Origin of the sequence: Neorhizobium sp. NCHU2750 (genome assembly GCF_003597675.1) — a bacterium.
Taxonomy (GTDB): Bacteria; Pseudomonadota; Alphaproteobacteria; order Rhizobiales; family Rhizobiaceae; genus Neorhizobium.
Genome location: NZ_CP030827.1, coordinates 883,825 through 906,090, shown reverse-complemented (window position 1 = coordinate 906,090; position 22,266 = coordinate 883,825). Strand labels below are relative to the sequence as shown.

General features: G+C 62.4%; 16 protein-coding genes. 11 read left to right on the top strand and 5 right to left on the bottom strand.

The annotated features are described in order from the left end of the window. The first annotated feature begins 3 nt into the window (after window positions 1–3). The gene (locus NCHU2750_RS04470) at window positions 4–1,545 is read left to right on the top strand and encodes an ArnT family glycosyltransferase (protein WP_119939365.1); all 1,542 of its coding nucleotides are present in this window, start codon (window positions 4–6) and stop codon (window positions 1,543–1,545) included. 9 nt (window positions 1,546–1,554) lie between these two features. Here NCHU2750_RS04470 and NCHU2750_RS04465 read toward each other — a convergent pair whose 3' ends face one another. Continuing rightward, on the bottom strand, window positions 1,555–2,937 hold the full coding sequence (locus tag NCHU2750_RS04465) for an aspartate aminotransferase family protein (RefSeq protein ID WP_119939364.1): 1,383 nt from the start codon (window positions 2,935–2,937) through the stop codon (window positions 1,555–1,557). A gap of 79 nt (window positions 2,938–3,016) precedes the next feature. Here NCHU2750_RS04465 and NCHU2750_RS04460 point away from each other — a divergent pair, with 79 nt between their 5' ends. The 3 genes from NCHU2750_RS04460 (at window position 3,017) to NCHU2750_RS04450 (ending at window position 7,785) form a co-directional block, all read left to right on the top strand. Then, on the top strand, window positions 3,017–4,348 hold the full coding sequence (locus NCHU2750_RS04460) for a glutamine synthetase family protein (protein WP_119939363.1): 1,332 nt from the start codon (window positions 3,017–3,019) through the stop codon (window positions 4,346–4,348). A gap of 185 nt (window positions 4,349–4,533) precedes the next feature. After that, window positions 4,534–5,277, top strand: coding sequence for a GGDEF domain-containing protein (locus tag NCHU2750_RS04455; RefSeq protein WP_119939362.1), 744 nt, complete (start codon window positions 4,534–4,536; stop codon window positions 5,275–5,277). A 138-nt stretch (window positions 5,278–5,415) separates the two neighbouring features. After that, window positions 5,416–7,785 carry a mechanosensitive ion channel family protein gene (locus tag NCHU2750_RS04450; RefSeq protein ID WP_162939488.1) on the top strand — a complete coding sequence of 790 codons (2,370 nt, stop codon included), beginning with the start codon at window positions 5,416–5,418 and terminating at the stop codon, window positions 7,783–7,785. A 35-nt stretch (window positions 7,786–7,820) separates the two neighbouring features. On the opposite strand, the gene NCHU2750_RS04445 is transcribed toward NCHU2750_RS04450, so the two are convergent. Then, window positions 7,821–8,759, bottom strand: a complete 939-nt coding sequence (locus NCHU2750_RS04445; protein WP_119942927.1) for a diacylglycerol/lipid kinase family protein — start codon at window positions 8,757–8,759, stop codon at window positions 7,821–7,823. 252 nt (window positions 8,760–9,011) lie between these two features. On the opposite strand from NCHU2750_RS04445, the gene NCHU2750_RS04440 reads away from it, so the two are divergent. The 3 genes from NCHU2750_RS04440 (at window position 9,012) to NCHU2750_RS04430 (ending at window position 11,877) form a co-directional block, all read left to right on the top strand. Further along, window positions 9,012–10,235, top strand: coding sequence for an MFS transporter (locus NCHU2750_RS04440; RefSeq protein WP_119939360.1), 1,224 nt, complete (start codon window positions 9,012–9,014; stop codon window positions 10,233–10,235). A gap of 116 nt (window positions 10,236–10,351) precedes the next feature. Beyond that, entirely contained in the window at window positions 10,352–11,368 is a 1,017-nt protein-coding gene (locus tag NCHU2750_RS04435; RefSeq protein WP_119939359.1) for a zinc-binding alcohol dehydrogenase family protein, read from the top strand. Between the two features lie 92 nt (window positions 11,369–11,460). Next, window positions 11,461–11,877: a DoxX family protein gene (locus NCHU2750_RS04430; RefSeq protein ID WP_119939358.1), complete on the top strand. Its 417-nt coding sequence runs from the start codon at window positions 11,461–11,463 to the stop codon at window positions 11,875–11,877. 65 nt (window positions 11,878–11,942) lie between these two features. Here the strand turns inward: NCHU2750_RS04430 and NCHU2750_RS04425 are convergent, their stop codons facing one another. The 3 genes from NCHU2750_RS04425 to NCHU2750_RS04415 all read right to left on the bottom strand — a co-directional run bounded on the left by NCHU2750_RS04425 (window position 11,943) and on the right by NCHU2750_RS04415 (window position 15,297). Further along, entirely contained in the window at window positions 11,943–12,554 is a 612-nt protein-coding gene (locus tag NCHU2750_RS04425; RefSeq protein WP_119939357.1) for a L,D-transpeptidase, read from the bottom strand. 104 nt (window positions 12,555–12,658) lie between these two features. Further along, on the bottom strand, window positions 12,659–13,405 hold the full coding sequence (locus NCHU2750_RS04420; protein ID WP_119942925.1) for a pentapeptide repeat-containing protein: 747 nt from the start codon (window positions 13,403–13,405) through the stop codon (window positions 12,659–12,661). Between the two features lie 227 nt (window positions 13,406–13,632). Further along, window positions 13,633–15,297, bottom strand: a complete 1,665-nt coding sequence (locus NCHU2750_RS04415; protein ID WP_119939356.1) for an electron transfer flavoprotein-ubiquinone oxidoreductase — start codon at window positions 15,295–15,297, stop codon at window positions 13,633–13,635. A 401-nt stretch (window positions 15,298–15,698) separates the two neighbouring features. On the opposite strand from NCHU2750_RS04415, the gene NCHU2750_RS04410 reads away from it, so the two are divergent. The 4 genes from NCHU2750_RS04410 (at window position 15,699) to NCHU2750_RS04395 (ending at window position 22,245) form a co-directional block, all read left to right on the top strand. Further along, window positions 15,699–16,487, top strand: a complete 789-nt coding sequence (locus tag NCHU2750_RS04410) for an SDR family oxidoreductase (protein ID WP_119939355.1) — start codon at window positions 15,699–15,701, stop codon at window positions 16,485–16,487. A gap of 321 nt (window positions 16,488–16,808) precedes the next feature. Continuing rightward, a complete protein-coding gene (locus NCHU2750_RS04405; RefSeq protein ID WP_119939354.1) occupies window positions 16,809–18,056 on the top strand; it encodes an efflux RND transporter periplasmic adaptor subunit in 1,248 nt (415 codons plus the stop codon). Then, window positions 18,053–21,181, top strand: a complete 3,129-nt coding sequence (locus NCHU2750_RS04400; protein ID WP_119939353.1) for an efflux RND transporter permease subunit — start codon at window positions 18,053–18,055, stop codon at window positions 21,179–21,181. The genes NCHU2750_RS04405 and NCHU2750_RS04400 overlap by 4 nt, the downstream gene beginning before the upstream one ends. 203 nt (window positions 21,182–21,384) lie before the next feature. Further along, window positions 21,385–22,245 (top strand): prolipoprotein diacylglyceryl transferase, encoded by an 861-nt coding sequence (locus NCHU2750_RS04395; RefSeq protein WP_119939352.1) that lies wholly within the window; start codon window positions 21,385–21,387, stop codon window positions 22,243–22,245. Window positions 22,246–22,266: the final 21 nt, after the last annotated feature.

Below are 22,266 nucleotides of genomic sequence, written 5' to 3'. Positions count from 1 at the left end.
CCCGTGCCAAAGACACTTTCTGCCACGCGCAGCACTTCAACGCAGACCATCGGCGAGCGGCTCGGGGACGGGCGGGTGCTGCTTGCGGTGCTGGCCGTCTACTTCCTCGTCAATGTCGCGGTGCGGCTGATCCTGCCGCATGGTCTGGAACTGGACGAGGCAGAACAGGTCTATCTGTCGCAATGGTTCCTGGCCGGCTACGGCTCTCAGCCGCCGTTCTACAACTGGCTGCAGCACGGCGCGCTTGCCATATTCGGCATGTCGCTCGGCACGCTTGCCGGGCTCAAGGGCCTGATGCTGTTCGTCTCCTATCTGTTCAACTATCTCGCCGCGCGGCAGGTGGTCGAGGACAAGCGGCTCGCCGTTATCGCGGCTCTCGGGCTTCTCACTTTGCCGCAGGTGTCGTTCGAGGCGCAGCGCGACCTCTCCCACACCGTCGCCGCCATCTTCGGCGCATCGCTGTTCCTCTATGCGCTCTTGAAGGTGATTTCGGCGCCATCGCTTTTCGCCTTCCTGCTGTTCGGCATCGCGACCGGCATCGGCGGCATCACCAAGTATAATTTCGCAGTGGTACCGGTGGCGGCCGGGCTTGCCGTGCTGATGGACCGCGACATGCGCCGCACGATGTTGTCCTGGCGCTTGTTACCCGCAGCGCTTCTCGCCTTCGTCGTCGTTGCGCCGCATGCCTACTGGCTTCTCGGCAATTTCCAGGCTGCCAGCGACCATACGCTGAAAAAGCTCTCCACCGACGATGCGGGCGTGATCGTCGCCATCGGCGAAGGCCTGAGCTCGCTGGCGATCGGGCTCTTGAGCTTTCTCGGCCTGACGATAATCGTCTTTGGGCTCGTCTATCGCGAGCATCTGACGACCGTGATCAAGGCCAACAACAGATGGACAAGGCTCATCGGCCGCACGCTTCTCCTGTCCGTCGCGCTGATCGTGCTGATGATCCTGTTTGCCGGGTTCGAGAATGTCCGCGACCGCTGGCTGACGCCGATCCTGCTTGCGGTGCCGCTCTATCTGGCGCTGAAGATCGATGCCGCGAAGATCCCTACCGGGGCTGGTCTCAAGCGCCTCTGGGGCGTGGCGATCGTGATCATGATCATCGTGCCTATCGCGCTTAGCGTGCGCGCCAGCATGGGCTGGATCAAGGGCGATTACGGCTATGTCAACATTCCCTTCGCAGCTCTGACGAAGACCGTGGCCGACAAGGCCGAGAGTGCGCATACGCTGATCGTCGCCAGCGACGGCCAGCTGGCCGGCAATATCCTCTTCAACCGGCCAGACCTGCCGGTGGCGATGACGCCACCGCCGGTGACCATGACGGAGCGCCCGATCGACGGATATGACCGGATCGTCTTCGTCTGGCGCCGTAAGGATGGCGGCATGCCCGCAAGCTTCCAGGACGAGTTCGGCGACTATCTTCGCGAGCAGCGGATTGATGCAACCCAACGCGATACCGCCATCGTCGGCTATCCCTATCAATGGGGCCGGCCGATGGACCAGTATCGCTTCGCCTATGCGGTGGTCGACCTCAGGAAGTGAGGCGTTACCTCACTCCTTGACCGTGTCGCGCAGGTGATCGAGGCCTTTGCGCAGCGTTTCGATCATCTCGTCGACCTCGGACCGCGTAATCGTCAGCGCCGGTGACGCCAGCATGCGGTCGGCGGTGGCGCGCATGATCAGGCCATTCTCGATGCAGTGATTGCGCACCTTGGTCCCGATATCGTCCGGCTTCGCGTAGCGGCGGCGGGTGGCTTTATCGACGCTTAGCTGCAAGCCGCCCATCAGGCCGATGCTTTCCGCCTGGCCGACGACCGCGTGATCCTCGAGGCTTTTCCAGGCCTGCGCGAAATAGGGGCCGATATCGTCGCGCACCCGCTCGACGAGGCCCTCCTCCTCGATGATGCGGAGATTTTCGAGCGCGGCAGCGGCGGCCACCGGATGGCCGGAATAGGTATAGCCATGGGCGAAATCGCCGAACTCGGAAATCATCACCTCGGCCACACGGTCGGAGATCAGGACGCCTCCGATCGGCAGGTAGCCGGAGGACAGGCCTTTTGCAATCGGTGCGAGATCCGGCTCGACGCCGAAATGCTGATAGCCGAACCATGAGCCGAGACGGCCGAAGCCGCAGATGACTTCGTCGGAGATCAGCAAGATGTTGCGGGCCTTGGCGATGCGGGCTATTTCCGGCCAGTAGGTATCGGGCGGGATGATGACGCCGCCTGCTCCCTGGATCGGCTCGGCGACGAAGGCGGCGACGCGGTCCTCGCCGAGTTCATCGATCTTGGCGTCGAGTTCGCGCGCCATTTTCAGGCCGAATTCGGCGGGTGTCAGGTCGCCGCCATCGGCATACCAGTAGGGCTGGCCGATATGGTGGACGCCTTCGATCGGCAGGTTGCCCTGTTCGTGCATGTGCTTCATGCCGCCGAGCGAGGCGCCGGCGACGGTGGAGCCGTGATAGGCGTTCTTACGGGCGATGACCTGCGTCTTTTCCGGCTTGCCGAGTGCCTTCCAGTAGACGCGGGCGATGCGGAACCAGGTGTCGGTCGCCTCCGATCCGGAATTGGTGAAGAAGACGTGGTTCATTCTGCCACCGGTCTTCGACGCGATCTTCTGGGCGAGCAGCGTTGCCGGCTGTGTCGTGGTGCCGAAGAAGGTGTTGTAATAGGGCAGTTCCTGCATCTGCCTGTAGGCCGCCTCGGCGATCGACGTGCGGCCATAGCCGACATTGACGCACCAGAGGCCGGCAAAGGCATCGAGATATTTCCTGCCGGTCGAATCGAAGATATGCCGGCCCTCGGCACGCTCTATGACGCGGGTGCCCTTGGCGTTCAGTTCCTTCATGTCGGAAAAGGGGTGGATGTGGTGGGCGGCATCGATGGCCTGAAGATTTGTCATGCCAGGATTGAAATTGGCAGGCTTGTCGTTCATCGCGTCTCTCCCCTGAAGATTGTGCCTGCAATTCTTATCGGCTACGAACGAGGTTCCGCAACCTCAGAGATGATGCTTCATGACCGATCGCATTGAGCCCCATATCGAAATCCTGCTCGTCGGCATGAACGGGGACCTGCGCGGCAAACGCATTCCGATCTCAAAGGAGAAGAAGGTTTGGGACGGCGTCGTTCGACTGCCCTCCTCCACCCAGTCGCTCGATATCTGGGGCGACGACAATGACGACATTACCGGGCTTTCACTGTCGGTCGGCGATCCAGATGGACAATGCATTCCGGACAAGCGCAGCGCCGCTCCCATGCCCTGGGGGCCGGAAGGCTCGACCCAGGTTCTGGCGACGATGCACGAGATGGACGGCACGCCGAGTTTCATGGATCCCCGCGCGATCCTCGCTAGCCTCCTCAAGCGTTTCGACGCGCTCGGGCTGACGCCGGTCGTGGCCACCGAGCTCGAATTCTACGTGATGCAGGACGACTGGCGCGAGACCGGCCGCCCTCACCCGCCGGCCAGGCTGATGTATCGTGACCAGCCGAACGGGTTCCAGCTCTATGACATGGGCGCCGTCGATGCGCTCGACGACTATCTGCAGACCGTGCGCTCATGGGCCAAGCTGCAGGATATCCCCGCCGATGCGACGACGGCGGAATTCGGCCCCGGCCAGTTCGAGATCAATCTCTTGCACCGGGCCGATGCGCTGGCCGCCGCCGACGACTGCATCTACCTCAAGCGGATCGCCGAACAAGCGGCGCGCCGGCATGGGCTGAAATCCACCTGCATGGCAAAGCCCTATGGCGACCAGGCGGGGTCTGGCCTGCATGTGCATGCCAGTATCATCGACCGCGATGGCCGCAACATTCTCGATGCCAAGGGCGGCGATCCGGTGAAACTCAAGTCCGTCACGGCCGGGATGCTGAAGACGATGCGCGACGCGCAGCTGATCTTTGCGCCGTTTGCCAATTCCTACCGGCGTTTCCAGCCGGGATCGTTTGCACCGGTCGATATCGACTGGGGTTTCGGCCATCGCGGTACGGCGGTGCGTATTCCCGATGCATCGGGGCCGGCGGCGCGCGTCGAACACCGGGTCGCGGGCGCGGATGCCAATCCGTATCTGCTGCTCACTGCAATCCTCGGCGGCATGCTGACCGGACTAGAAGAGACGCTCGATCCGGGCCTTGCGACCGAGCCCGGCCAGGAGCCGCCGGCGGGTACCAAGCGGCTGACGCATGATTTCCTCACCGCCGTCGAAGATTTCTCCGTCTCGCCCTTCATCCGCGACGTGTTCGGCGAGCGCTACCAGAAACTCTATGGCGATACCAAGCGCAAGGAAGCGATCACCTATCTGCGCACGGTGAGCGACTTCGACTACCAGACCTATCTACCGAGGATATGATGGTCGCCGGTTCGCGCACAATTCGACGGCAATCTCAATATTAGAAAACGAAATAAAAGTAAATTATCCGATTCCGAATCGGGAAATGCAGAGATTCTGGACATATCTTTAGGATATTTGTTCAGCCTATATTAAAATTAGGCCTTCTAGTTACGTCTCGATATTTAATTTCTTTCGAGGCGGCGATGCGCAATATTGTGGCGAAATCCGTGATGATCGGGATCATGTCGGTCATTGCCTCACTTGCGCTTTCCTTTGCGATTGTCCCTCATCTAGGTGGACAGGTCGCCGGAGCCGGACTGATCATGACGATCGTCTGCCCGCTTGTCATTTCCATACCCGCCTCCATGCTGCAGCTCTGGCAGGCAGATCGGCTGAAACGCGCGAGAGCGGAAACCGCGCAAGCACTCGAAAAGCTCGCCGCCGCCTATGAGGAGCTGCGGCAGATTTCACGCCGCGACGGGCTGACCGGGCTCTTCAATCGCGCGGCCTTTCTCGATGAACTGGCAGCGCTCAGCCGCAACGGTGTGACGGGTGGGCTGATGTTCCTCGATCTTGATCATTTCAAGTCGATCAACGACCGCCACGGCCATGCAACCGGCGACGAGGCCTTGCGCCGGACAGGCGCCGTTCTCGCTCTCGATGCCGGGCAGTTCGACCTTTCCGGGCGCCTCGGCGGCGAGGAATTCGCGCTGTTCAAGACCGGGGTGACGGCGAAGGAGCTGGCAAGTCACTGCGAGGAGGTTCGCCTGGCAATCGAGGCGATAGACCTTCGCTCCGAAGCGGGCGCCAGAATACCGCTTTCCGCCAGTATAGGGGCACTTCACTGCCGGCCGGGCTTCGATCCGGAGGCTTGCCTGAGGGGTGCGGACGAACATCTCTATGAAGCCAAGTCGCGCGGCCGCAACCAGTCGGTCGCCTCGCTGTGATTGCTCGCTCCGGGCGATCCTTGCCCCGGCCTCTATCGAACCATTCGACAGACGGCATAGTGCTGCTATAGATTGCGGGACGGCTTGTCATACCCGGAGCGCAGCCCGGTGTGTGGCGCTGCGTTTGGGACAATGGCCATGAAGATGACTTCCACATTCCTGCGCGCAGCTTTTGCGGCGATTTCCATGACGATGATCGGCGGCTTCTCCGCGATGGCTCAGGACACGCCGCTGACGATCATCGTGCGGCCCGGACAAAGTGCTACCGATGTGCAGCAGGTTCTCGATTTCGCCACCAGAAGCGGCCGCCCCGTGGCAATCCAGGTGGGAGACGGCACGGCCACAACAGCCGCTCCCGCCGCCGTGGTCCAGCCGGTTGCCGATGGCGCGAGCCAAGTAACGGCCGTGCAGCTGCAGGTGCAACCATCGGCACAAGTTCAGCCAGCAGCCTCCGCTGCGGCAAGCGCCACCGGCCCGACAGCGGCATCCGCCTCCACTCCGGCACCGGCCTCCGCACCAGCCACATCCGCCCCTGCTCCGATGACGCCGACGCCCGAGATGATGGCGGCCGACATGGGGATGGCGAAGTGGAACCAGTTTTCCGCAGCCTTCCAGAGAGGGGTTGCGACCGCATTTGCCGGGGTCCAGGCCATGCCTTCGGCGATGGACATGGCCGACGACCATCTGGTGGCGGAAGGCAGCGGCTACGGGCAGGCTCTTTCCATGGCGCTGCTGACGGTCGGTTTCGCGGCCGTGCTGACGCTTCTGGTGCGGTACTTCGCCGGCCAACTGTTCGCCCGCGCGCATGTCGTGTCCTTGCGGTTTTCCACCGTCGTCTGGCTCAGCGTCCGACGGCTGATCGGTGATCTGTTATCGATCGCGCTGTTTCTCGGGCTGGCCCGGCTGGCGGTCTATCTGATCGGATCATCTGGGGAGACGACAGCCAGGGTTGCCAATAGCGCGATGACGGCGGTCGTGGTCGCGCTGCTCTACGTTTCGTTCGCAAGGCTGCTGTTCAAGGAGAATGCCGAGGGCCGCAGCCTGGTGCCGATCCGCCGGCCGCAATGGCATTTCCGCATGCTTGTCAGCTACGGGGTGATCGGTGCCGCAATGGCCGAAATGGCGCGGCTCGCCGGCGGCCTCGGCGTCGACCGGCTGATTGTCGACGGATGGCTGCTCGCCGGCAATACCGTGCTGACGGTGCTGAAATTCTTCTGGTTCATCGGTGGTCGCCACGATATCCGCGCCGCCTTCATCAGCGGCAGCGCCGGGCTCGTCCGGCGCGTGGCCGGCAATCTGCTGCCGGAATTCTATGTCGTGACGGCGCTGGCACTGTGGCTGATCTGCGTGCTGTTCACCGGCACGCCGAACAGCGCGCGCTGGGTTTTTGCCGCCGGATCGACGCAGATGGCACTGCTGGCGCTACCCATCCTGGCACTCGGGGCGCATGCGCTGGTCGACGATATCGCACGGCATCACCAGCATACCAATGGCGCCGGGTTTGCCACGTCTCTGCTTTCCAGCCTGCGGGTTCTCTGTGCCGGCGCGGTATGGGTCGGGGGCCTGCATCTCATCGCCTCGATCTGGTCGCCGTTCATGGGTGGCGACACGTCGATCGCCGCCGACTGGGCCTTCTGGCTGGAGCGGCTGAGCTTTGCCGTCGTCGGCTGCTGGGTGGTGGCGAGCTTCATCTGGCACTATTCGGAGGCGATCGCCCCCTCACCCGCCATCATGCTGCCGGGCAAGGACGACCAGAACGAAAAGCTGCAGACGAGCCGCCTTTCGACGGCCATGCCGGTAGTGCGCAACCTCGCGCTCGGCGCGGTTCTGGCGGTCGGGGCTCTCGTCATATTGAGCGCGCTCGGCGTCAACGTGGCGCCGCTGCTTGCCGGTTTCGGCGTTCTCGGCCTGGCGCTTTCCTTCGGCTCACAAGCTCTGGTCAAGGATATCGTCTCGGGGATCTTCTTCATCGCCGAGGACGCATTCCGCATCGGCGAATATATCAGCACCGGCAGTCAGCAGGGCACGGTGGAGCAGATCGCCATCCGCTCGGTGCGCCTGCGTCACCATAACGGGCCGATCCACACCATCCCCTTCGGCCAGATCAGTTCGGTCAGCAATTACAGCCGCGACTGGGGCACGACCAAGTTCCAGCTCAAGTTCGAGCGAGACTCGGATCTGGAACTCATCCGCAAGACGGCGAAGAAGATCGGCATCGCCATGCTGGACGATCCGGAATTCGGCGGGGATTTCCTTGTGCCCCTGAAGATGCAGGGTATTCAGGACATTACCGAGAACTCGATCATCGTTCGCTTCAAGTTCACCTCGGTGCCCGGTAATCCGAGCCTGATCAAGCGCGAGGCGATCAAGCGGCTGATCGCCGCCTGCAAGGCAGCGGGGCTTGAATTTGCCTCCAATGCCGTCACGGTGCGCTCGCGTGGCGACGGCCTGCATGACGACGCGGCTGCGGCCACCGTCGTGCCGCTGGTACCGGTCGCATCTGCCTGACCGAGAGCCCGGCGGCCGATCTTTCGCGGGGTCGATCAGATGCCGCTGCCGTGCTGTTCGGCCGTGTGGCTGTGTTGCGGCAGGTTGGCGAGCACTTTCAGTTCACCGGCATGGATCTTCAACAGGATATCGCGGTCCATCGGCAGCAATTCGCCGTCGATGACGCAGCGGACATCCTTGCGCGGGCGCGGGAAATGCAGTTCCAGCTCGGTCACCGTCATGGCAGTGACCGCCTCGTTTTCCTTCAACCGGCCGCGCAGGATATCGAAGGTGAGCTTAGCGACGCCGGCCGGCTTCAACGGATCGGCGATGTAGAAGCCGAGATGACCACCGGTGACGTCATCGGCATACATCAGCGCGTCCCGGCCGAATTCGTTGTTGGAGACGGAGATCGCCGAGACCTTGCGGCGACCGGTCTTGCCGCCGGCATTGAACTCCACCTCGAATTCCGGCGGGTTGAGCATGACGCCGATCGCCGCGCGGGTGCTGGCGCGGATCTTGCCGAGCCTGGAGGCAAAATGCATGGAATTGCGATAGCGCACCATGCGGGCATGCAGGCCGGCTGAAAACTGGTGGACGAAGCTCTTGCCGTTGGCGCTGGCAATATCGACATCGCGGACATCGGCGGTCGCGAGGAAATCCAGCGCCTGCCAGATGTCGAGCGGGATTTTGAGCGAACGGGCAAACAGGTTCATGGTTCCGGCCGGCACGATGCCGAGCGCGATGCCGCTCTTCCAGGCGATCGAGGACGCCGCGGAAATCGTGCCGTCGCCGCCGCCGGCAATCAGACCGTCTATGCCAGACTGCGCGGCCGCCTTTTCCATCGTCTCGACCACATCCTTGCCGGACACGACATGGCATTCGATCTCATGCCCGGCCGCTTCGAAAGCGCGCAAGGCATGGGCGCAATAGGCGTCCATGTCGGTGGTCCTGAAGGTCCCGCCATCGCGGTTGAATACGGCATAAAGGTTCATCGGCGGCTCTGAAAGGGTGAGGAAAGCGGCAAGAAAACGGATGCAGAAGGAAATGGTTGCGCCGGACGGCTCTATCAATGATTCATCTTCTGATACGCATCATCCCATGAAAAATTGACGGAATTCAATCTTCTTCTACCGCACCGCACAATCGCATGCTAACCTTACGGCAGTGGCCGGCGTGTAGGCCAGAAAGTTCCATCCGGGAGGCCGGCGCCCCCCTCCCCCTGTTAATTCTGACGAACCGATATCATGACCGACAGTGCACCTTCCGTCGATGCCGTGCGGCAAGAAGCCGGGCATCAGGCTCTTTCGCCGATTGCCATTCTCCTGATCGAATTGGCGCTCGCCGTCGGCGGGTTCGGCATCGGCACGGGCGAATTCGTCATCATGGGCCTGCTGCCCGATGTGGCGAAGACCTATGATGTCAGCATCCCGATGGCCGGGTATGTGATCAGCGCCTATGCGCTCGGCGTCGTCGTCGGCGCACCGATCATCGCCGTGCTTTCTGCCCGCCTGCCGCGGCGCACGCTGCTGCTTTCGCTGATGGGCCTGTTTGCCATCGGCAATATCCTGTCGGCGATCGCACCGGGTTTCTGGAGTTTCACGGCGCTGCGCTTCATCACCGGCCTGCCGCATGGCGCCTATTTCGGTGTCGCCTCGCTGGTGGCCGCCTCGATGGTGCCGCCCAACAAGCGGGCGCGCGCCGTCGGGCGCGTCATGCTGGGCCTGACGATCGCCACGCTGGTCGGCACGCCGCTTGCAACCTTCATGGGGCAGCTGCTTTCCTGGCGGGCGGCCTTCTTCCTGGTCGGCGGCATCGGCCTCCTGACGGTGGCGCTGGTCTGGTATTTCAAGCCGAAGGACAAGGTCGAGGAAGGCGCCAGCATTCGCCGCGAACTCGGCGCCTTTGCCAAGCCGCAGGTCTGGCTGACGCTTGCCGTCTCGGCGACCGGCTTCGGCGGCATGTTCTGCGTGTTCAGCTATATCGCCTCGACGACGACGGAAACCGCCGGCCTGCCGGCCACCCAGGTGGCCTTCGTGCTGGCGCTGTTCGGCATCGGCATGAATGTCGGCAATATCGTCGGCTCGCGGCTTGCCGACGTGTCGCTGAAGGGCACGATCGCAGGCTCCATGGCCTTCTATACCGTCGTCATGCTGGCTTTTGCCATGGTCGCGCATATTCCCGTCCTGCTCTATTGCACCGTCTTCCTGGTCGGCTGCGGCTTTGCCGGCGGCCCGGCCATCCAGACCCGGCTGATGGATGTCGCGGCCGAAGCGCAGACGCTGGCTGCCGCCTCCAACCACTCGGCGTTCAACATCGCCAATGCCTCGGGCGCCTGGCTCGGCGGGCTGGTGATTTCCTGGGGCTGGGGCTTTGCCGCGACCGGTTATGTCGGCGCACTGCTCTCGCTCTTGGGACTTTGCGTCTTCCTGATCTCGCTCAAGGTGGAACGCCGGCTCGGCCACGCCTGAGCGGGAGATCGAGGCAGAGACGGGCGTACCGCGGGCGACCGGGTCGCGCTTGCATCGGCCTCTCCTTCGCGCCATCTATCATCCACGATCAATGCCGATATCCGTGGAGGTGAGCGATGCGTGCCGTAGGCTTCAACCAGAACCAGCCGATTTCATCCGAGACATCGCTTGTCGATATCGATCTTCCCATGCCGGAGGCAAAGGGCCGCGACCTGCTGGTCGAGATCAAGGCGGTCTCGGTCAATCCGGTCGATACCAAGACCCGCAAAAATGCCGTCCTCGAGGCCGGGCAATACAAGGTTCTCGGTTATGACGCTGCCGGCATCGTGACGGCCGTCGGTCCGGATGTGAAACTCTACAAGCCGGGCGACGAGGTGTTCTATGCCGGGGCGATCAACCGCCAGGGCACCAATGCCGAATTCCATCTTGTCGACGAGCGGATCGTCGGGAAGAAGCCCGCGACACTGAGCTTCGAACAGGCCGCAGCGCTGCCGCTGACGGCGATCACCGCCTATGAGACGCTGTTTCACCGGATGCGCGTGCAGGACAAGGTGTCGGGCGCCTGGAATGCGGTTCTCCTGATCGGCGGCGCCGGCGGCGTCGGGTCGATCGCCATCCAGCTGTTGCGCGAACTCTCCGACGTGACCGTGATCGGCACGGGCTCGCGGCCGGAGACGCAGGAGTGGATGCGCGAACTCGGCGCCCATCACGTTCTCGACCACTCCCAGCCGCTGGCCAAGCAGATCGCGCAGATGGCGATCGGTGCGCCGGGTTTCGTGTTCTCGATCACCGAGACCTCGCAGCATATCGGCGACATTCTCGAACTCATCGCGCCGCAGGGGCGGCTCGGGCTGATCGACGACCCGAAGGAGCCGGTCGACGTGCGCCAGTTCAAGCGCAAGGCCCTGTCGATCCATTGGGAGACGATGTTCGTCCGGCCGGTCTTCCAGACGCCGGACATGATCGAGCAGTACAAGCTGTTGAACCATGTCAGCGAACTGGTCGACCAGGGCAAGATCCGCACCACGCTTTCCGACGTGCTGGGGCCGATCAATGCGGAAAACCTCAAGAAGGCGCATGCGCTGATCGAAGGCGGCCGGACGCGCGGCAAGCTGGTTCTCTCCGGCTTCTGAGGCCGGGCGGCGGATGGCATCCGCGACCGCTTACCGCTTATCAGACGTCAAATTTCGCGCTATGATTGCGCCTTCACATGGAGGGGGCTCTCATGGCGCAATCACAGACGACATCCTTCGGCAATCCGGTCGAGGCACTGACCAGTTCAAGCTGGTTCGGCTATCTCGCACGCATCCTGTTGACCTTCAGCTTCTGGGGGAGCGGGCTTTCCAAGCTCATCGACTTTCAGGGCGGCGTGGCGGAGATGGCGCATTTCGGACTTGAACCGGCCGTCGCCTTCAATATCGCGACGATCGTCACCCAGCTTGGCGGTGCGCTTCTCGTCATCCTCAATCGCTGGACATGGCTCGGCGCCGGCGCACTCGGCGTATTCACGGTGCTGACCATCCCGATCGTGCATCATTTCTGGACGATGGAGGAGCCGTTCAGGACGCTGGAATTCTATGTGGTAATGGAGCATATCACCGTCATCGGCGGACTGATGGTGGTGGCCTGGAAGGCACGCTGACAGGACGACGAAAGGCCCGCCATGAGGACATGACGGGCCGTCTTCAGGTCAAGATATATGTCGGCTTATGCCTGGATGACGACCACCTTGGCGCCGACCTCGACGCGGTTGTAGAGGTCGATGACGTCGTGGTTCATCATGCGGATGCAGCCGCTCGACATGGCGTGGCCGATCGATTCGGGCTGGTTGGTGCCGTGGATGCGGAAATGCGTGTCGACGCCGGCGCGATACAGATACATGGCGCGGGCGCCGAGCGGATTGTTCGGGCCACCCGGCAGGCCGCCTGCGAGCTTGCGATAACGCTCCTCGCGGCGCTGCATGTTGAGGGTGGGCGTCCAGCGCGGCCATTCCGCCTTGCGGGCGACATAGGCCGTCCCGGAAAAGGCCATGCCTTCGCGACCGACGCCGACGCCGTAGCGGATCGCCTGTCCGCCGCCGAGAATGTAATAGGCGCGCCGGGCTGGCGTATCGACGACGACGGTGCCGGCCTCGTAAGGGCCGGAATAGGCGACCTGCTGGCGGCGCAGTTCGGGCTTGATCTTGTCGATCGGTACCTGGCGCAGCGGAAACTCTTCCTCCGGCACGGCGGCATAGTTCTGCTGATCGTTATAGGTCGATGCGCAACCGGCCAAAAGGAGCGGCAGGCCAGCCAGAAGGCAGCGGCGAGAAATCGGCATGATCGTGTCCCTGATGCGTCGAAAAGATGACGCAAGCTAAGGACGTTATGGTTAATCATTCGCTAACAGGGCGTGTTTCATGGCGCATGCTGCTCATGATTGCGCTAAGGATCGTCGTCGTCGCAGGGCCACTGTTCGGGCGTGTGCAGATCCGGGGGCAGTTTCGTCCTGTTGTCACCGCAGGCAAGCGCGACCTGATCCTGCTTCAGGCCGGTGGCATTCGACAGGTCGACACCCTCGATCCTTGTCAGGAACAGGAAGGCATTGGCGAAATCCAGCGTGCCGGTGATCGCCACATTGTGAAAATTCGCCCGCGAGAGGTTGGTCATGGCGAAGTGAACATTGGCGAGCTTGGCCTTGTAGAAGATCGCCCGCCCCAATTCCGCCTTGGTGAAATCGGCGTTCTGAAGGTCGGCATCGGAGAAGTTGGCACGCTGCATTTCCGAGGAGACGAAGCTCGCACCCGGCGCCGAAATACCGGAAAGATTGCTGCGATAGCCTTCGGTCCGCTCGAAATTCGCACCTTCGGCCTTCGCGTCGGCCAGCGAGGCGCGGACCAGCATGGTCTTGTTGAAATTGGCTTTCTTGATGTTCGTGCGGCTGAGGTCGGTCATCGAGAAGTCGGCACCGGAAAGATCGGCGCCTTCAAGATTGCTGTCGTCAAGCATCAGCAGCCGCTTTTTGCAGCTCGTCCAGTTGACGCCCGGCTGGGGATCGGCGCGGCAATCGGCGGCCGCAGCCGCGTTCGCCTGGAGAGCGCCCACGCAGGCAAGCAGAAGGGCGAGCCCCGCGACGCGCCGCCAGGGTGCCAGGGCCGCCGCGAGCGTTGAGAAAAGGTGCCGAATATACATTGCAGCCAGATCCATGGAGCAGCAGGTTTCCGTTGGCCTTTCGGCCGTCAAACTATCTCTCTTTCTGTCAACACGAAAGAGAGCAGGCCTGCAACAAAATATGAGCATGGCTCCGACGCTTTTCCATAGGCCGCGACCGGCCTTGCCGCGGATGACCTTTCCCCGAGATCGGTAGGGCCGTTGCAGCCGCCTTGTTGCCAGGGCGCCCGGCGGCCCTGCCTTCTCCATCACATATTGGGATAGACAGGCCCCTCGCCGCCCTGCGGGGGAACCCAATTGATGTTCTGGTTGGGGTCCTTGATGTCGCAGGTCTTGCAGTGGACGCAGTTCTGCGCGTTGATGACGTAGGTCTCCTCACCATCCTGCTCGCGCCATTCATAGACGCCGGCCGGACAGTAGCGGGTCGACGGGCCGGCGAAGATATCGTGTTCCGAACGCTTCTGCAGCGCCATATCCTTCACCTTCAGGTGGACCGGCTGGCCTTCCTCATGATTGGTGTTGGAGAGGAAGACGGACGACAGGCGGTCGAAGGTCAACACGCCATCCGGCTTCGGATAGTCGATCTTGCTGTGTTTCGAGGCCGGCTCGAGCGAGGCCGCATCGGTCTTGCCATGCTTCAGCGTGCCGAACAGCGAGAAGCCGAACAGCTGGTTGGTCCACATGTCGAGCCCGCCGAGCGAGATGCCGATGATGGTGCCGAACTTCGACCAGAGCGGCTTGACGTTGCGCACAAGCTTCAGGTCTTTGCCGATCGGGCCGTCGCGCCATGCGGTCTCGATCTCGACGACCTCATCATTGGCACGGCCATCGGCAATCGCTGCGGCAAGCTTGTCGGCCGCCAGAATGCCCGACAGGACCGCATTGTGCGATCCCTTGATGCGCGGCACGTTGACGAAGCCCGCCGAACAGCCGATCAGCGCCCCGCCGGGGAAGGAGAGTTTGGGAACCGACTGGTAGCCGCCCTCGGTGATCGCGCGCGCACCATAGGAGATGCGCTTGGCGCCCTCGAACGTGCCGCGGATGGCCGGATGGGTCTTGAACCGCTGGAACTCCTCGAAGGGGAAGAGATAGGGGTTCTTGTAGTTGAGATGCAGGACGAAGCCGACGGCGACGAGATTGTCTTCCAGGTGATAGAGGAAGGAGCCGCCACCGGTCTTCAGGTCGAGCGGCCAGCCGAAGGAATGCTGCACGAGGCCCTGCTTGTGCTTCTCGGGCTTTACTTCCCACAGTTCCTTGATGCCGATGCCGAACTTCTGGACGTCGCGGTCCTTCGACAGCGCGAACCTTTCGATCAGCTGCTTGGCGAGCGAACCGCGCACGCCCTCGCCGATCAGCGTATATTTGCCCAGAAGCGCCATGCCGCGGGTATAATTCGGGCCGGGCTCGCCGTTCTTCTCGATGCCCATGTCGCCGGTCGCCACCCCGATGACGCGGCCGTCCTCGTCATAAAGCACTTCGGATGCGGCAAAGCCCGGATAGATCTCGACGCCGAGCTCCTCCGCCTTGCCCGCCAGCCAGCGACAGACATTACCGAGCGAGACGATATACTTGCCGTGATTGTTCATCAGCGGCGGCATGGCGATATTCGGCAGGCGGATGGCGCTCGAGCCGGTCAGGAAGAGAAACTGGTCGTCGGTGACCTCGGTCTTGAACGGATGGCTGTCATCCTCGCGCCAGTCGGGCAAAAGCGCATCGATGCCGACCGGATCGACCACTGCGCCCGACAGGATATGGGCGCCGACTTCCGAGCCCTTTTCCAGCACGACCACCGTCAGATCCGGGTTGACCTGTTTCAGCCGGATCGCCGCAGACAGGCCGGCCGGACCCGCGCCGACGATTACAACGTCGAATTCCATCGATTCCCGTTCGGGAAGTTCCATCTCTTCGCTCATGCTCAACTGCCTCCGCCTTGGCGGTATCCCCTTTTTTTGTCAGCCTCCTACTTGGCAAATGCCAAGATCGTTGTCGAGCCGGGATGCGACACCGGCTGACCTGACATGAAGATACCCAGCCCAATCTGCAGAATAAATTACGTTTACGTCAACGTAAAATTACTCTGCCCACCCTTCTTCTCGTTGTCATACAACCTGATAACTTGCAACCTGCTTGTGCCGGTCGACATCCCTAATGTCAAATCAATGGCCATTCCAAGTCCGTTTGCCCCCTTGCGTCCTATCGCCGCTCTGTCTCCTACACGCTGCCTTGATGAGTAAGGCTCACTGAGCGGCTTCCAATGCGGTCCATGACAGCTATAAGCAACGCGACAGACAACAGTGCCAAAGGGAATGCAGCAATGGATCTTGGAATTTCAGGCAAGAGGGCTCTCGTACTCGCCTCGTCGCGCGGACTGGGCCTTGGGATCGCGACCGCGCTCGCCAACGAGGGTGTCAACGTCCTTCTGGTCGGACGTTCCGGCGACAGGCTTGCCGAAAACTGCAAGGCGATCAATTCGGCCGGCAAAGGAAAGGCCGACTGGGTGTGGGGCGACCTGGCCGAGGAGAATTTCGTCGAAGCGATGACGGCTGCGGTCAAGGAGAAGCTCGGCGGCATCGACATCCTGGTCAACAATACCGGTGGCCCGACGCCCGGCGGTGCACAGGACATGAGCGCCGACAAGCTCGATACCTTCTTCCAGTCCATGGTGCTGCGGGTCATCACGCTGACCAACGCCTTCCTGCCGCAGATGAAGGAACAGGGTTGGGGCCGCATCCTGACCGTCGCCTCCTCGGGCGTCCTTGAGCCGATCCCGAACCTTGCGCTTTCCAACACGCTGCGCGGCGCGCTGGTCGGCTGGAACAAGACGCTGTCGAGCGAAGTTGCCGGTTCGGGCATCACCGCCAACATGCTACTTCCCGGCCGCATCCTGACCGACCGTATCCAGGAACTCGACGACGCCAATGCCAAGCGGCTCGGCAAGAGCGCCGGGGAGATCCGCGAAGCTTCGGTCAAGACCATTCCCGCAGGACGGCTCGGCACGGTCGAGGAGTTCGGCGCGGCCGGCGCCTTCCTCTGCTCTGAGCCGGCAAGCTACATCACCGGCACGATGCTGCGCGTCGATGGCGGTGCGGCACGTTCTCTCTGAACGGATCGAGATATGCACCTTTCGCCGGTCTGAGCGACAGACCGGCGATTCTCTGCCTCTTTTCCGGTCAAACACGCCTCCAAACGAGGCCTATCGTCACGGCTCGCAATCCCGTGCAGATTGCGTCAGCGGTCGTTTTCCCGAAAAAACCTGCATTCCGATAACAATCCGCTCACCATTCGGTGAAATTGGCACCAGAAAACGGTTTCGCTGCCTGCATTACAGAGAATTAATGCCGCCACTACCCTGACTTCGCGTATTTTGTCGTCGCCTCAACCCTGGCGCCCCGAAACACTTAAGACAGGACCTGCGAGCCCTCCCATGAAGAAGACATGGCCTCTTGCAATTATCATTCTCGCAGCGGGCGTCGCCGCGTGGGAATTTCGCGATCAGATACCCTACCTGTCAGGTCTGACGACACCGAAGGATAGCGGCCAGCAGGCGGCCGAGACCGGCGGCGGACAAAACGCTCAAACCCACGGCCATGGTGCCGGCGGGCAGCCTCCCGTCGTCAAGACGGTCGAGGCGACCATGGGCGTACTGCCGCTGGACGTAACGGCGACGGGAGCTGCGGATGCAGATGCCAACACCACGATCGCGGCGCAGGAGGCCGGTCTGGTGATGAATATCGAGGCGCATGACGGCGACGTGGTCAAGCAGGGCGACCTGATCGCCAAACTCGACGACCGCACCGCCAAGGCCGATCGCGACAAGGACAAGGCCGTGCTTCTGCGCGACCAGGCGACGCTCGCCCAGGCCGAGACGGCACTGACCCGTGCCCAGAACCTCGTCGATCGCAACGCCGGCACGCAGCAGTCGCTCGACGAGGCCCGTGCCGCACGCGATACGGCCGCCGCCACGATCGAAAGCGACAAGGCATCGATCGCCGCCGACGAGATCGTCGTCGAGCATACCGAGATCCGGGCGCCGTTCGACGGCCGCCTCGGCGATATCACGCCAAGCGTCGGCGCCTATCTCACCGCAGGCTCGGCCGTGGTGACGATCGCCAAATACGACCCGATCTACGTCAATTTCCATATTCCGGAAGGTTACATGGAGGAAATCCGCAAGGGCTTTGCCGCCGGCAATGTCACGGTCGATGCGCTGGCGCAGGATTCCGACGAGAAGCCGCTGACCGGCAAGCTGAACTTCTTCGACAACACGGTCGATTCCGCCTCCGGAACCATTCTCGCCAAGGCCCGTTTCGACAATCCGAACGGCTCGCTGTGGCCCGGCCAGTCGGTCAATGTCGTGGTGCATTTCCAGAGCGACCAGCAGCAGCTCGTCGTCCCGACCGTCGCCGTACAGCCCGGCCCGACCTCCTCCTTCGTCTATACGGTCGGCGACGACAAGAAGGTGCATATGACGCCGGTGACCGTCGCGCGTGCCAACGGCAACAGGACAGCAATCGCCAAGGGTCTGAGCGAAGGCACCCATGTGGTGGTCGAGGGCCAGGTGCAGCTCAGCAACGGTGCCACCGTGCATGAGGAATTCGGTCCCAACCAGACAAGCGGTACCGCCGACAAGAAGAGCGATGACGGCTCGATCGTGGTAGGAGATGCGCTATGATCCCAGCTTTCTGTATTCGGCGACCGGTCGCCACCACGCTGCTGGCGATCGGCGCCGTGCTGGCCGGCCTTGCCGGCTACCAGCTGCTGCCCGTCGCCGCCCTGCCGCAGGTCGACTTTCCGACGATCAATGTTTCCGCCCAGCTGACCGGCGCCTCGCCGCAAACGATGGCGACTTCGGTGACGACACCGCTGGTGAAGAAATTCGAGACCATTCCGGGCATCAGCGAAATCAGTGCCACCAACTCGCTCGGCAACACCTCGATCGTGCTGCAGTTCGACCTCAACCGCGATATCGACGCGGCTGCGGCCGACGTGCAGTCGGCAATCTCGCAGGCGACCCGGCAATTGCCGGACAACATGACGACGCCGCCGAGCTACCGCAAGACCAACCCGGCAGACGCCCCTGTCCTGCTGCTGGCGATCAGCAGCGATTCCATGCCGCAGAGCAAGGTCGACGATATTGCCGAGAACATCGTTTCCCCGGCGCTGTCAACGATCAATGGCGTCGCCGAAGTAACCGTCTACGGTGCAAAGACCTATGCGGTGCGTGTCGAGGTCGATCCGGCCAAGCTGCAGGCCCGCGGCATCGGCGTGCAGACGGTGACGACAGCGCTCGCCAACGCTAACAGCCAGGATCCCGTCGGTTCGCTGCAGAACAAGGATCAGCAGCTGACCATCAATGCCGACACCCAGCGGACCAATGCACAGGAATTCCGCTCGCTGGTCATCGCCAGCCCGAACGGCGCGCCGATCCATCTCGGAGATGTCGCCCGCGTCGAGGACAGCGTCGAGAACACCAATGTCGGCAGTACCTATGACGGCAAGCAGGCGATCATCCTTGCGGTACAGCGCCAGCCTGACGCCAACACTGTCGACGTGGTGGACGCGGTGCGATCCAAGCTGCCCATGCTGACCGCCGAACTGCCCGGCTCGGTAAAAATCAACGTGATGAACGATGCCTCGACGTCGATCCGCGATGCCGTCTCGGACGTCAAGTTCACCCTCGGCCTGACTATCGTTCTCGTCGTTGCCGTCATCTACCTCTTTCTCGGACGGGTATCGGCAACCATCGTACCGACGCTTGCCGTGCCGCTGTCGCTGGTTACGACCTTCGGCGCGATGTATGTGCTGAACTACAGCCTGGACAACATCTCCCTTCTCGGCCTGACACTCGCGGTGGGTCTGGTGGTGGACGATGCTATCGTCATGCTCGAGAACATCATGCGGCATGTCGAAGAGGGCATGCCGGTCAGGCAGGCGGCACTCCAGGGTGCCGGCGAAGTCAGCTACACGATCATCTCGATGTCGGTGTCGCTGATCGCCGTGTTCATCCCGATCCTGCTGATGGGTGGTGTCGTCGGACGCGTGTTCAACGAATTCGGCATGGTCGTCGCCATCGCCATCGTCGCATCCGCCATCGTCTCGCTCAGCGTGACGCCGATGCTCGGCTCGCGGATGTCGGATGCCCATCACAAGCCGAGCCTGGTCGTCCGGGCATTCGATGCGGTTTTCGACCGGACGCTGAGCGGTTACGACAAATGCGTCGGCTGGTGTCTCAACCACCGGGGGATCATCATGCTGGTCTTCCTCGCGTCGGTCGGTGGTTCGATCTATCTGTTCAAGACCCTGCCTTCCAGCTTCTTCCCGCAGGAAGACATTGGCCGCCTGAACATCTCCACCCGCGCCCGTGACGACATCTCCTATGCCGCCATGAGCGACCTGCAGAACCAGATCGTGGCGATCATCTCCAAGAACCCCGCCGTGGCGCATGTCACGTCCACGGTCGGCGGCACGACCCGCAACCCGCTGAACAACGGCACGATCTGGGCCGAGTTGAAGGACAAGAGCCAGCGCGCGCCGCTGGAACAGACGCTGCGGGAACTGCGTACAGCAACCGGCAAGGTTGCCGGCATCAAGACCTATATCACGCCCCAGCAGAGCCTTCGCTTCGGCGGACGCAAGACGGCGGCGCAATATCAGCTGGTTGTCCAGGCGCTGAGTGCCAAGGAAACCAACGAGTGGTCCGGCAAGCTGCTTGCAGCGATGCAGAAGGACCATGCTCACTTCACCGACGTGACCTCGGATGCGGAAAACGCGGCGATCGAGGCCGACATCAAGGTGGATACGGAAAAGGCTGCCGCCTACGGCATCACCGACGACGTGCTGCGCGAGACGCTGGAAATGTCCTTCGGCGGTTATACGGCTGCCGAAATACAGTCCACCGGCGAAAGCTACGACGTGCTGACCGAATTCGACGTTCATCACGACTGGACGGACCAGTCGCTGCATGACATCCGCGTCCTGTCCAGCACCGGCGCACTTGTGCCGCTGTCCAACTTTGCCACCGTCACCCGCAAGAACTCGCCGGTGACGATCAACCAGACCGGCCAGCTCGTCTCGACCACCGTGTCGTTCAACCTGCCGGAAGGCGCGTCTCTCAGCACCGCGACCGCCACCATCGACCAGCTCAAGGCCGGCATGGACATGCCCGCGGACGTGATCACCTCTTACGGCGGCACGGCGCAGATCTTCCAGCAGAGCCAGGGCAATACGCCTTATCTCATCCTGGCTGCGGTTCTGACGATCTACGTCGTTCTCGGCGTGCTCTACGAAAGCTTCATCCATCCGCTGACCATTCTGTCGGGCCTGCCGGCCGCCGCCTTCGGCGCCCTGCTCGCCCTCAAGGTATTCGGCTTCGACCTGTCGATCATCGCCCTCATCGGCCTCCTGATGCTGATCGGTATCGTCAAGAAAAACGCGATCATGATGATCGACGTGGCGGTGGAACTGATCCGCGAAAAGGGCGAGGCCCCCACCAAGGCGATCCACGAGGCCTGCGTACGACGCTTCCGGCCGATCATGATGACCACCTTCTGCGCCCTGCTCGGCGCCTTGCCGATCGCCATCGGCGGCGGTGCGTCGTCGGAACTGCGCCAGCCGCTCGGCGTCGCGGTGGTCGGCGGCCTCATCGTCAGCCAGATGCTGACGCTGTTCATCACCCCGGTGATCTTCGTCGAAATGGACCGCTTCGGCCAGTTCCTCGGCCGGCTGCTGGGCGGCAAGTCGAAGGATCGTCACGAGGCGAACGACGATGAGGCACCGCCTGCAATCGCGGCGGAATGAGGCCATCCGAGCAAAACCGATACAGGGTTTTCTGGTCAGACAAGAGCATGAAAACGACAGGAAGGCGGTGAGAAACTCACCGCCTTCCTGTCGTTTCAGCCCTATGCTTAAATATTGAATTTATTTGTCTTATGCGTTTTGACACGACGGCAAGAGATAGCTGTTACAGGCGCCGCTACATTAGTTTGTAAGCGGAGTATAACGTGCTTCTTCAAGATATATTCGGCGGTGGAAGTCAGGCCAGTTCGACCAGCCAGACAACCTCCGGCGGAACGCAGGACACCAGTTCGTCCGAAGCCGCGACCGAGGACCAGACCACGGCATCGGCACCGACTTCGGACTATGACGAGCAGGACAGCAGCCCGGCGGACATTGACGACGGCACCTACGGCCCCGCACCGTCGACCGTTAACGGCGACGACACTGTTGCAGACGGCACGTCCGACGGTATGGCGACCGAACCGGCGGATAGCGATGCGACCTCCGCAGAAGCCTCCCCGAAGCCGGTCGGCGATGATCAGGCGGCAGCAACCGAGCCAACCTCACAGGGCGACACTGCAGCGGCTGCAGACGGTGGCACGGTGCCCGCCGCTGAAGACGACAGTACTGTGGATGGCGATAAGGACGACACAGGTGCATTGTCCGCGGCAGACGACGGGGCGACTGAGCCGACGAGCGCCGGTGCCGCGGACGAGGCCGAGCCGACCGATGCCCGCTCCGGCGAGAGCGCCGCACCCGATCTCGAAACCGCGGCCGCGCAGGCCGGCACGACGCGCGCATCCGGCAGCACAAGCAGCGACGGCGTGACCGACTTCCTGACACCGCTGCTCTCCAACCTCCAGAACATCCGCGATCGCCAGACATCCGGCTCGGGCGGCTCGGACAGCACGGACGACGCAGATAGCGCAAGCCGGCGCCGCGCCGTGGTCAATATCCAGGACGAAATGGTCAAGCGCATGCTCGACGGCATGACGGCGAACGGCGACAGCGACTTGCAGCTGTTCGACCACGACGATTCACAGCAGACGAGCTCCCTGGCGGAGCGCTGGTACGCGGAAGCCTGAGCGGGTTTCACCGGAAAGGCC